At 59.9% G+C, this 11782-nt stretch carries 4 protein-coding genes, 6 pseudogenes and 1 other annotated feature; of the genes and pseudogenes, 5 read left to right on the top strand and 5 right to left on the bottom strand.

Annotation, left to right across the window (positions count from 1 at the left end):
• Positions 1–637, top strand: a 637-nt coding sequence (locus X741_RS150575; protein ID WP_023778414.1) for a winged helix-turn-helix domain-containing protein, incomplete at its 5' end; no start/stop codon positions are given.
• A gap of 762 nt (positions 638–1399) precedes the next feature.
• Here X741_RS150575 and virD4 read toward each other — a convergent pair.
• From virD4 to X741_RS150595, 3 genes and pseudogenes are all read right to left on the bottom strand, one after another.
• Positions 1400–3145 (bottom strand): type IV secretion system ATPase VirD4, encoded by a 1746-nt coding sequence (gene virD4 / locus X741_RS150585; protein ID WP_023709052.1) that lies wholly within the window; start codon positions 3143–3145, stop codon positions 1400–1402.
• Between the two features lie 247 nt (positions 3146–3392).
• A complete protein-coding gene (locus X741_RS1000000171055; RefSeq protein ID WP_245264091.1) occupies positions 3393–3935 on the bottom strand; it encodes a hypothetical protein in 543 nt (180 codons plus the stop codon).
• A 535-nt stretch (positions 3936–4470) separates the two neighbouring features.
• Positions 4471–4773: pseudogene (locus tag X741_RS150595) on the bottom strand (integrase core domain-containing protein); the annotation flags it as partial.
• A gap of 43 nt (positions 4774–4816) precedes the next feature.
• On the opposite strand from X741_RS150595, the pseudogene X741_RS1000000168625 reads away from it, so the two are divergent.
• Positions 4817–6232, top strand: a pseudogene (locus X741_RS1000000168625) (IS30 family transposase).
• On the opposite strand, the pseudogene X741_RS01000000166830 reads toward X741_RS1000000168625, so the two are convergent.
• Positions 6211–7102: pseudogene (locus X741_RS01000000166830) on the bottom strand (IS3 family transposase); the annotation flags it as partial. The pseudogenes X741_RS1000000168625 and X741_RS01000000166830 sit on opposite strands and share 22 nt — an antisense overlap.
• Positions 6735–6851: a sequence feature (AL1L pseudoknot), on the bottom strand. It overlaps the preceding pseudogene by 117 nt.
• Before the next feature lie 101 nt (positions 7103–7203).
• Between X741_RS01000000166830 and X741_RS150600 the strand changes: the two are divergent.
• The 3 genes and pseudogenes from X741_RS150600 to X741_RS01000000166820 all read left to right on the top strand — a co-directional run bounded on the left by X741_RS150600 (position 7204) and on the right by X741_RS01000000166820 (position 10905).
• On the top strand, positions 7204–8232 hold the full coding sequence (locus X741_RS150600; protein WP_023778411.1) for an IS110 family transposase: 1029 nt from the start codon (positions 7204–7206) through the stop codon (positions 8230–8232).
• Between the two features lie 533 nt (positions 8233–8765).
• Positions 8766–8901, top strand: a pseudogene (locus X741_RS1000000171050) (IS6 family transposase); the annotation flags it as partial.
• A gap of 143 nt (positions 8902–9044) precedes the next feature.
• A pseudogene (locus tag X741_RS01000000166820) lies at positions 9045–10905 on the top strand (potassium transporter Kup).
• 57 nt (positions 10906–10962) lie between these two features.
• On the opposite strand, the pseudogene X741_RS1000000168620 reads toward X741_RS01000000166820, so the two are convergent.
• A pseudogene (locus tag X741_RS1000000168620) lies at positions 10963–11743 on the bottom strand (IS6 family transposase).
• Between the last annotated feature and the right edge of the window lie 39 nt (positions 11744–11782).

Raw genomic sequence — 11782 nt, 5'->3', positions numbered from 1 at the left:
AGTCCACGATAGCAAGCAGTTTGACTATGTTCTTTCACGTGAGCCAGTCGATCTCGTGGTTGTTGACCTTAACCTAGGCCGGGAGGATGGACTTGCGATCGTCCGCAATCTGGCGACAAAATCGGATGTTCCTATCATAGTGATCAGCGGCGACCGGCTTGATGAGGCGGAAAAAGTGGTTGCACTGGAGCTCGGCGCAACCGATTTCATTCCCAAGCCTTTCGGGATGCGCGAATTCTTGGCCCGCATTCGAGTAGCGCTACGCGAGCGCATTTCTAGTCCGCGAACCAGAGAGCAGCGCTCATTTCGCTTTGGGGCCTGGAAGCTCAGCGTGAAGCAGCGGCGACTGATCTGTGCGGAGCGTGGCGAGGTCAAGCTTACCGCATGTGAGTTCAATCTCTTGATCGCATTTCTGGAGAACCCCCGCAACGTGCTATCCAGAGAACGGCTTTTGCTCGCGAGCCGTGTGCGTGGAGAAGAGGTGTACGATCGAAGTATCGATGTCCTAATCATGCGCTTGCGCCGAAAGCTGGAGGCTGATGCGGCCAACCCTCGCCTGGTCAAAACATCCCGTGGCGCAGGGTACTTCTTCAACGCTGACGTAGATGTTAGCTACGGAGGCACGTTGGCCGCGTGACAGTGAGCTATGCTGGAGACTGGGGTGACGAGGCTGATCAAGCCTTCCAACAGTACCAGCCTGATCAATTACGGCGAGAGCTACCGGTCTGNGAGACTGGGGTGACGAGGCTGATCAAGCCTTCCAACAGTACCAGCCTGATCAATTACGGCGAGAGCTACCGGTCCGGAGATCGCATCAGCGCCTCTCTGCATAGGCACGCGGCCGCCTGAATTGCCGATTTCGCTCAGCTGCTGCTGAATGGCGACGGCTTGCGGCGTATTCAGGGCCCTATGCGTCTCCGCTGGCCACAACAGCGCTGTGGAATGTTCATTGTTGGGACGACTCACTCGGGTGGCAGGTGGTTGCCCTGGTCAAGCGCATCCGGCGAGGGGCGGATCTGCTGTTCGCTGGCAGCCAAGACTGGGGGCGGCGGCCCGAACTCCGGCGTCCCAGAGCTTGCGAAAGCCTCCGACACGCTTCTGTTGAGGTCATCCCGTCCAGCGAGCATCCCTGGGTTGCTGAAAAAAGACGAGGCGGCTTGATGATCCTGCCCTCGCTGAAGCACCTCGCGAAACCCCCTGTTCCAGTCGCAGAAGCTCCTCTGGATTGGTTGGCGGCTCGTCAGCTCGACCATCGAACAGCGGCCGGAGCGCCTCGGACACGTGCTGCTCAAGTTGCCGGGCTAGGCCCGCTTGCCCCTCTTCCAAGCCGGCGTCCTGCACCTGCGACAAAGCTGTTACACGAGATGGATTTTTTCGCGGGGTCCACACCAGCCTCACATCAAACTGTATCGTCAAAGTCCTGCGCCAATTCACACAGCGGGTCATCGAGTTGAGATTCGGCGGAGAGCGCCTCCTCTGCTCCCGTCAAGGGCGCCGGCTCCGGGAGGGCGCCTGTCTGGCGTTCAAAGATGCGTTTCAGAATGCGATCCGAGAAATAACGCACCTTCCTCAATTTTAATGGTGGCAGACCTTTGATGAGAACAATCTCGTAGTCGTCATCGAGCAGCCGAACCTGTTCGGGACGCAATAGCGGCGCACCTTGATGTGAATTCTGAATGGTCCAGTCGAACGTTCGCGCCTGGCTGTGGGAAATCGATTTGGCTTCAAACGTGTATTCACCGATGGCCTTGGAAATGTAGTTCGGAGTCTCGTCATCAGCCGTGGCCATGAACACTTGCAGTCCGGTATTGCTGAGAAAATTCTGCTTGCCAGCCTCTCCATAAGCCCCCGTCAGTGCCGAAAGGCTTTGGATGATGAGCATGAAACGCCCCTTGTAGCCCGCGATAGTCGTGATTGCGGTCTCGATCGCCTCCAGCTTACCCAAGTGCTTGAACTCGTCGAGCAGGAAGAGAACCTCGTGCTTTTCATCCCGGCGGGCCAGCGACCGCTGCAGAATTGAAACGATTTGCTGAAAAAACAAGCGTATCAAAGGCGCGATCACCTCAAGGTCGTTCGGACCAACGCAAAGATAGATGCACGTTCTGCGACGGCGAAGATCATAGACCGAAAAGTCCGAGCGACTTGTGGCCGCCTTTACAGCGGGATCCGCCCACAGGTTGAGCCCGCCATCGCCGAGCACGGAAGTGTAGGAGGTTAGGATTTTCGTATCGTTCCCCGCCATGTCGTCGAAGATGCGTTGTGCCTCTTTGTTCTGAGTCTCCATGGCGAGTCGCGCGAAGAGCTTAAACTTCTCCCCCGGCTGGGCGAAGAGGTCATAGACGGCGCCGATTGTTGGCGTGCCCCGCTCGATGCAGGCAAGGATTCCCGCGACAAAGATATCTCGCGCGCCGCTGACGAAACCTTCCGCGCCCTCCCCCTTGGCCGTAATCAGGTTTGCGGCCAAGCGGCGGGCTTCGGTGAATTGCTGCTGTGGAGGCAGCGCTATAAGATCCAACAGCGGATTGTAGCAGTTTGTGCGCCGCTCCGAATCCAGCGGCGCGAATTTAAACACGTCGTCACCTGCGGCTTTGCGCGCCCTCGAGGTGAGCTCAAAGAGCTCCCCCTTGACGTCCAGAGCTATCACCGAGCCTTTGAATGTAAGTAGCGTTGGAATGACTATGCCGACGCCCTTGCCAGCGCGGGTCGGTGCAACGATGAGGCTGTGAGGCTGCTCGCCATTGGTCAGGTAGTAGCCAGGCCAGAAAGGGCCACTTGTCTTCCCAAACACCGGCCCTGTCACGCCACGGTATCGTCGCAGATATCCCGTGCGTCGCATTTCATCCACTCGAGCCCAACGAGCCGTCCCGTGGTGTTCGAGCTTGCGGCGCAATACGATCTGCTGAATCAGCAAGACGACCGCGGACGTCGAGAGCACGATAGCCGCGCCCCGATAGAAAACGGGGGTTGCGAAACCCAAATAGAAGGGCGTCTCAAACCAAAAGGCACGGACATCAAACGCCATCAGAGCCTCGCCGCTGCCGCCGTGGCGGAAGGTTGCGTAAAGACTTGCCGCACAGAAGCCCACGGCGAGTGAGCACGCGATGCTAATGGCTATGTTGGGGGGCGTCGTTTTTGTTGAAAGCATTGTTCCATTGCCGGATTAGCCGTAGCTAATGCTGCGCGTGCTTCAGAGACCGAACCGGCGTCGCGCGATGTCGCCGCTCGACAGATCGATGCCGCAGTGGGTGGTGCGATGCTTGCAGCGCATCACCCGGCAGACGTGGTTTTTGAAAGTTACACTAAGCAGGTACGTCAACGGCCAGCGAATTGGAAACGGCAAGGCCGTAGACGGAATTCGGGAGAGAAAGCGTCACTGTACCATGGCCGAGACATCAACGGCCGGAGCGATCTCTGCTTCTGGTGGCCTCCATTAGGTCCTCTCGGGCGTGATTGTAGGCTTGGCTTATGGACCGCCCGACTTGAGCACCCCGCTGCAGCTGTTCATAGGAGGTTTGCGGGCCTACTGTATCACGGACTGCAGCCTCAATACCTGCTATGTGGCCGTCCAGATTCGCACTCCGTTCCTCTGCTGCATGCTGCGGCGGCGGCATGTGCGGCAAGATGTCTTGCATGCCGGGAAAAACTGAGTGAGCTTGGGCCTGTTGATTTGCGTCGAACTGGTGATACATGTTGAGAATAGCATTGGATGCCATGTTTCTGACATTGCCATCCGGATCAGAAGAAGCCAATCCAATGGCCTGATCAAGAATGCGAGATTTGTTTTCGTCAGTAAACTTACTGAAGTGTGGCGCAACGTAATAAGCTCCGAGAGCTTGCGACGGCGGATCCATGTTGCCAATGCGATTAACAATAGCATCTTGCAGCCCTGGCGTTAGGTAATCGCCTAGATTACTGGCCGCTCCGACTTTCTGCAATGCTATGTCATCCGTGCTGTACCCCAATTCGGCTGTTAATGTCGCGGCCAGATTGATGGCTGATCGTCCAAGCCGATTGGTCCGCCTTTCAAATCTCGCGAGGTCAGTTTCTGGCCCGGGTTGAGTGCCCCGAACGGCTGTTCGCTCGTGCGTCCCGAGGCCTTTGAAGCCCCCAAGATTTCGCGCTGTATCGCGCGGGTTAGCGGTTACCAGCCGTTCTGCAACATCGCTCAATGGCCCCTCTGGAACGTCACGGAGGCTACTGCTCCCCACGCCTTGAGATGATCTTGCAGCTGCACGTGCCCGTTTGTTATCGCGATCCATTGCTCGCCTCCAAAGTAGTTATTCTACCCAATGAGGTTACCACCGAAGCTTGACCTGCTAAACCGATATGATGTTACAGTTGTAGTATGGCAAAGGGTTCCCAGCTCTGTGGGTCTGCCAAGTGCCCGTCCAAGCCGAAGAAAATACGATGAAGCTGGCATCAAATGCGATGTGAACTGCCCCGGGCATTCCGGAGGCCGTTTCGTTTGAGTCACGCGGCTATGGCTGGTTCATCCAACATGGCGTAGTAGCGTTCCTCGGCTTCGGCCGGCGGGATGTTGCCGATGGGCTCCAGCAGCCAGCGATTGTTGAAGCAGTCGACCCATTCGAGCGTGGCGAACTCGACGGCCTCGAATGAGCGCCAGGGTCCGCGTCGATGGATCACCTCGGCCTTGTAAAGACCGTTGATCGTTTCCGCGAGAGCATTATCGAAAGAGTGGCCGACACTGCCCACTGCGGGTTCGACGCCGGCCTCCGCCAAGCGCTCGGTGTATTGAATGCTGACGTGTTGGGCGGATTCAACCGGTCGTCGCAACACCAAGGGATTGGAGGTTGCAATGACGGTTCACCAACGCGCTTCAGATCGGTGCACTCGAAAGAAGCTAGATTCGCCCGGGCGTCCGCCTGCCTGGCAGCGTGAGAATCGCTTCCGGTTCTGGCAAGCTATTGCCTTGGGACATTCGAGCGAGGAGGCCGCACTGGATGCCGGTACATCAACGCCTCTTGGTCCGCGCTGGTTTCGGAGTGCAGGAGGGATGCCGCCAACGCATTTGGCGCCGTGGGCGAAGCCGCCTTCGGGGCGATATCTTTCTTTCGGGAGCGCGAGGATATTGCGCTTGAGCTTGCCAAGGGAATCGGCATCCGGGCCATTGCTCGTAAGCTAGGTCGGCCGCCGAGCACAATCTCGCGGGAGGTCAGGCGCAATGCCGCGACGCGCAGCGGCAATCTGGATTACCGGCCAGTGCCGCCCAATGGCACGCCGATCGTGAGTCCCGGCGGCCTCCTGGCAAGCTGGCGGTCAATCCGGCTCTGCGTGAATATGTTGAGGAGCGCTTGGCCGGCAAAGTCACCAACCCCAATGGCGCCTCATTCGAGGGCCCCAAGGTGGGTATGGAAAAAACGACAGAGCCGGAGGTGGTCGGCAGCCTGGAGCCCCGAGCAGATCGCTAAATCGGCTTCAGATCGATTACCCAGAGGATCAACCATGCGGATCAGCCACGAGACGATCTATCAGTCCTTGTACATTCAAGGACGCGGAGCATTGCGCCGAGGACTGACCGCATGTCTGCGTTCAGGCCGAGCGTTGCGCGTACCGCGCGAACGGGCCCGAGTTCGCAACAAGTCCTTCATTGGAGACGCCCTTATAATAAGCGACCGTCCGGCCGAAATTGCCGATCGGGCTGTCCCCGGACATTGGGAAGGCGACCTCATCCTTGGCCTCGGAAGCTAGGCGATCGGTACGCTCGTGGAACGAGTTCACGCTTCACAATGCGTGCTTCACCTGCCGCGCATGCACGGCTATCAGCAGAGCCTGCGCATCAAGAACGGTCCACCACTTGCCGGCCACGGCGCTGAAGCAGTCCGCAGAGCCATAGCCCGATCCATGGGCAAACTTCCCGAGCAACTGCGTCAGTCGCTGACTTGGGACCATGGAGCGGAAATGGCGCAGCAGCCGACCTGCGCATCGACACGGGGCTCGAGATTTACTTCTGCGATCCCCAAGCCCGTGGCAGCGAGACTCCAACGAAAACACCAACGGCTTGCTGAGACAGTACTTTCCAAAGGGCACGGATCTCAGTCGACACACAGCCCGGGAACTGGACGCAGTTGCCCATGCTATCAACACAAGACCGCGCAAAACGCTCGGCTGGAAAACACCTGCCGAACTCCTCGACCAGCTCCTTGGGGGACAGTATGATGCCGGTGTTGCGACGATCCGGTTGAATCCGCCTTGGCTGCCTCTATCGCTGTGATGGATGAGCCCGCCTCCCTGCACGGGCCGCCGATCATGGAGAGCCTGTTCCAGGGCATCGAGAACGAAGGCTGCATGCGCCGTCCGGCTCACCCGCCAGCCGACGATCCGACGGGCATAGGTGTCGATGACAAAGGCGACATAGACGAAGCCCGTCCAGGTCGCGACGCAGGTGAAGTCGGAGACCCGCAGCATGTTCGGCGCCGGAGCATGGAACTGGCGGTTGACGTGGTCGAGAGGGCAAGGTGCGGCCTTGTCGCTCACCGTAGTGCGGATCGGCGGACGATGCCTTCGAGGCGCATGGCCTTCATCAAGCGGGCAACCGTGCAGCGGGCGACCTCGAAGCCCTCGCGACGCAACCGCCGCCAGACCTTGCGAATGCCGTAGACGCGGAAGTTCGCCTCAAACCGTCGGACCTCGTCCTTCGAGGCTGTATCCCATCTTGCCCGAGCCGACAGCCGGCAGGGGTCGACGCGCTTGGCGATATGGTCGTGGTAGGTCGACGGGGCGATCGGCAGCACCTTGCAGATCGGCTCAACCCCATGCGCCTTGCGGTGATCTTCGATGATCGCGATCGTGGCCTGAACCGGCGGTCGAGCTTCGCCTGGGCAAAATACGCGGAAGCCTTGCTCTCGTTGGCCTGCGAAGCTCGCGGCTCTCGCGTTCCAGAGCCTTCAGTTTCGTCGCAGCATCCGTGGGAACTCCGGCGCGCACGCCGCCGTCACGCTCGGCTTTCTTGCAGCCGATCTTGGCGGCGATCGATGAAACCGCCGCCCACCGCGACGTATGCTCGCGTTCGTGATCCAGAACCAGCCGCACCGCGGGGGGTCCGGACCTCGGGAGAGAACTTGTTGGTCGCCTTGCTTGTCATGGTTCCACCTTCTCAGGAGTTGATGGAGTGGATGCCCCTCCCGCCAACGGCGTGGCAGAGTTGCGATCGTAGAATGGGCTGCGGATATCAGGAGGAACAACATGAACACCGTCACCATCATCGGCATCGATCTGGCGAAGCGCGTCTTCCACGCTCATGGCGCGCACGCCGACGGCAGCGTTGCATTCCGGAAGAGAATTGCTCGCTCTCAGGTCGTCCCGTTTTTGGCCCGACAGCCGACCTGTGTGGTCGCCATGGAGGCCTGCGCGAGCGCCCACGAATGGGGCCGGGCCATACAGGAGCTGGGCCACGAGGTGAGGCTCATTCCGCCCAACTACGTCAAGCCATATGTAAAGCGCCAGAAAAACGACACCGCTGATGCCGAGGCCATAGCTGAAGCAGGATCACGACCGACGATGAGGTTCGTGGCGGTGAAGACGGAAGAGCAGCAAGCGAGGTCGATGGTGTTCCGAACGCGCGATTTGCTGGTGCGCCAGCGCACGCAGCTGATCAACGCATTGCGCGGGCATCTTGCCGAACACGGTGTCATCGCACCGCAAGGTCCGGCTCATCTGAAGACTTTGGCTGCCGTGATGGGTGCGGCCGAGCCAACGATGCCCCAACTGGTCCTCGACGTTGGTCGCGTGTACTTGGAGCAGGTCGACCGGTTGAGCTGCGAGATTGCAGAGCTTGAGAAGATCCTTCGCCGCGAAGCTCAGTGTGGGGAGGATACACGCCGCCTTCAGACCATGCCGGGAATTGGCCCGATCACGGCCATGGCGGTGGAAGCGTTCGCGCCCCCAATGGCGACCTTCAAGCGCGGTCGCGACTTCGCCGCCTGGCTGGGGCTGGTGCCGGTTCAACATTCGACAGGCGGAAAGCAGCGGCTCGGCCGCACGTCGAAAATGGGCCAGCGGGACATCCGACGGCTGCTGATCATCGGCGCCATGGCCGTCATACAGTGGGCCTCCCGCCGCGGCGCCCGACCCGGCTCATGGCTCGCCCGAATGCTGGATCGCAAACCGCTGATGCTGGTTGCCATGGCGTTGGCCAACAAGATGGCTCGCTCGGTGTGGGCAATGTTGACGAAGAAAGAGGATTACCGGGATCTTGGCAGCGCAGTAGCCTGAGCATTTACTCGGCGACTGCGACGCCATGATGGGCGGCATGTGAGGAGGTCGTGAACGTCAAGGGCAAATGATCGGTCTGATCGGGATCAGGAAATGCACCGAGGCTCCAAGAGCGAAAAGCTCGTCGAGTTGATTTGCGCCTGATCCGCGTATCTCCATGACGGCCAGCGGCACCTCGACGCCGCATCACAGGCCTGACACATGACCGCACCCGATCACATGCTCGAAGACGCGAAAGGCACTTGCATGAAACGGGGCATCCACACATGGAGCCTCCGATCAACCCGGGGCGGTGCACAAACAAGGATCACGAATCAATCTGGGCGGGAACCCTAGAGAATCAGCCCTCAGAGCCTTTGGTAATAGACCGACCCCTCGCACCTGTTTGGGCTGGGTGTACAAGTCAGGTTTTCATCAGGTTCGACGAGTATGTCTGGCAGCCAGAGCGCGACCACTTCCGTGCCCGCCCGCTCGTCTGGCAGACACACAAAGGAGAAAGATATGCCGTCAGCTACAAGCAGCGCCATCGTTTCCTGCCGCAGATCATCGCCCATCCGGTCTGGCCCTCCTTCAGGTTCCCCTTGAGCCTGTGTCTCGTCGAGGAAATGGCCCGGGAGCGGGATCGTGGTTTCGTATGAGACAATCCGCCGGTGCGGCAACAAATGCGGTCCGCATACGGAGCCATTACGTCGCGGCACTTGATATTGCAGTGCAGCAAAGGTAGAGGGCCGCCCCTTATCGGAGTGTCGTCCATGGTCCTTACCAATACTGGTAGCGAGGCAGATCCCGTCGAACAGTCGAGCCATCCGGCAATCGAACAGCAAAGCCCCAAGGTGCTGATCCTAGGCGCGCTCGGCGTTGTCTATGGCGATATTGGCACCAGCCCGATCTACGCGTTCCGTGAGGCGCTGGTGGCGTCGTCGGGCGGCAATGTCGCCGAGCGCGGCGATATCCTCGGCGTGCTGTCGCTGATCATCTGGTCGCTGACTATCATCGTCACCATCAAGTACATCATGTTCGTGCTGCGCGCCGATAACGGCGGCGAGGGCGGCGTGCTGTCGCTGATGGCGCTGGCGCGCGGCAGTTTCCCGAAACGCTCGGCGCTGATGCTCGGCATCGGCATCGTCGGGGCATCGCTTTTCTTCGGTGATGCCGTCATCACACCGGCGATATCGGTGCTGTCGGCGGTTGAGGGCATGAATGTCGTCACGCCGACCTTCCAGCCCTATGTCGTGCCGCTGACACTGGTCATTCTTGCCATGGTGTTTGCGGTGCAGCGCTTCGGCACGGGCGGGGTAGGATTGGTGTTCGGCCCGGTGACGGCGGTGTGGTTCCTGGCAATTGGCCTTTCCGGTCTCAACCACATCATCGCCGATCCAGAAATCCTGTGGGCGGTGAGCCCGCACTACATCGTCGCCTTCCTGATCAATTCGCCCGACGTCGCTTTCGTGACCATCGGCGCCATCTTCCTCGCCGTCACCGGCGCCGAAGCACTCTATGCCGATCTCGGCCATTTCGGCCGCAAGCCGATCGTGCTGGCCTGGCTGGCGATCGTGTTTCCCTGCCTGCTGCTCAATTATGCCGGGCAAGGCGCCTTCGTGCTGGCCAAGAACGGCGTCGTCGGCCATCCATTCTTTGAGATGAACGAAGGCTGGACGCTGATCCCGATGGTCGTGCTGGCGACGGCCGCGACTGTCATCGCCAGCCAGGCGGTCATCTCCGGCGCCTTCTCGCTGACCCGGCAGGCGGTGCAGCTCAAATATGCTGCCGCGCCTCGAAATCCTGCACACCTCGGAACGGCAGTCGGGCCAGATCTACATGCCGCGCGTCAATCTGTTGCTGGCGCTGGCGGTGATGCTGCTGGTCGCCGGTTTCGGCGAATCGAGCAAACTGGCCTCCGCCTATGGCATCTCGGTGACCGGCAACATGCTGGTGACGACGGTGCTGCTGTTCGTCGTCATGACCCGGATCTGGAAATGGCGGCTGTGGGTGGCGGTCGCCATGACGGCGCTGTTCGGCTTCATCGACATCGGCTTCTTTGCCTCCAACATCGTCAAGGTGTTCGAGGGTGGCTGGGCTTCGCTGGCGGTGGCCTTCACCATTGTGCTGGCTATGTGGACCTGGGTGCGCGGCAGCCGCTATCTGTTCGACAAGTCCCGCCGCAACGAAATCCCGCTCGATTTCCTCGCCGGCAATCTCCTGAAGAAAAAGCCGCAGCTGGTGTCCGGCACCGCGGTGTTCCTGACGAGCGATCCACTCAGCGCGCCAACCGCGCTGATGCACAGCCTGAAGCACTACAAGGTGCTGCACGAGCAGAACGTCATCCTTTCGGTGGTGACCGCGCCGCAACCGGTGGTGCCCGACAGCGACCGGGTCAAGGTGGAGACGGTCAACGAGCTGTTCATGCGGGTGACGCTGACCTTCGGCTACATGGAGCAGCCGAACATCCCGCGCGCGCTGGCGATCTGCCGCAAGCAGGGCTGGAAGTTCGACATCATGACGACCTCGTTCTTCCTGTCACGGCGTTCGCTCAAGGCCTCGCCCAATTCCGGCATGCCGGTGTGGCAGGACCGGTTGTTCATCGGCCTGGCGCGCACGGCGGCCGACGCGACGGAGTACTTCCAGATCCCGACCGGACGCGTCGTCGAGATCGGAACGCAAGTGACGATTTAGGGCATGCCGCGGTTGAGAAGAATCGGCTCTGTCACATTGATTGAGCGGTAAGGAAATTCAGGTAGCAGCGCGCCCGGCACTGTAAGTTTCAGCGGCTTGATGCAGCGATAGCTGGCCGGGACGGCTGTCACGCTGTGGCGACACACGCGATTTTGTTCCAGATTTGCATGGGGGCGGTACGCAGGTCTCGATGTTGAGCCGATGACAGCGCATTGCAGGGAAAGTGAGCAGGTCGGCAATCGGATCATGGATGGAAACGAACCGCTGAAGCTGGCGTGCCGACTTGAAGCGTTTCATGATCCTTTCGCGTCGTCGGGTCGGCTGGTGCGAATTTTCCGCTCGATTATTCAGGCCTGTGTGCGACCGGTGTTCGACGTCGGGCATGAGGTCGCGCATGGCGGCATCATAGGATCGGAGCTTGTCGGTGATCATGATCCGTGGTGTCCGCCCTTGAGCTTTCAGCAACTTGCGCATCAGACGCTTTGCCGCCTTGGCATTTCGGCGGCTTTGTACCAGCACTTCGAGGACGAAGCCGTCCTGATCGACGGCACGCCAGAGCCACTGCTTCTTGCCACTGATAACCACGACACATTCGTCGAGATGCCATTTGTCGCCCAGGCAGCCGGCTGATATTGATCTCCTGGGCGAAATGCCGTCCGAATTTCTCCGCGCAGCTTCGAACGGTCTGATGCGTGACGATGATGCCGCGGGCCGCCAGCATGTCCTCAACCATGCGCAGGCTGAGCGGAAAGCGAAAGTAGAGCCATACCGCGTGCGCAATGATCTCGGCGGGAAAGCGGTGGCGACCATAGAGCGGATCACGAGCAACTTCTGACATGGCCCAATGTACGCACATCTTCATAAGCTGTCGGTTGAC

It is taken from the genome of Mesorhizobium sp. LNHC221B00 (assembly GCF_000502935.1).
In the GTDB taxonomy this organism is placed as follows: Bacteria; Pseudomonadota; Alphaproteobacteria; order Rhizobiales; family Rhizobiaceae; genus Mesorhizobium; species Mesorhizobium opportunistum.
The sequence above is the reverse complement of the archived record's forward strand: the minus strand, read 5'-3'. Positions and strand labels throughout refer to the sequence as shown.

Bases quoted from the DNA above. Each gene is read 5' to 3' on its own strand.
- X741_RS150600 (WP_023778411.1), top strand. From the start codon at position 7,204: ATGAACACCGTCACCATCATCGGCATCGATCTGGCGAAGCGCGTCTTC.
- virD4 (WP_023709052.1), bottom strand. From the start codon at position 3,145: ATGCTTTCAACAAAAACGACGCCCCCCAACATAGCCATTAGCATCGCG.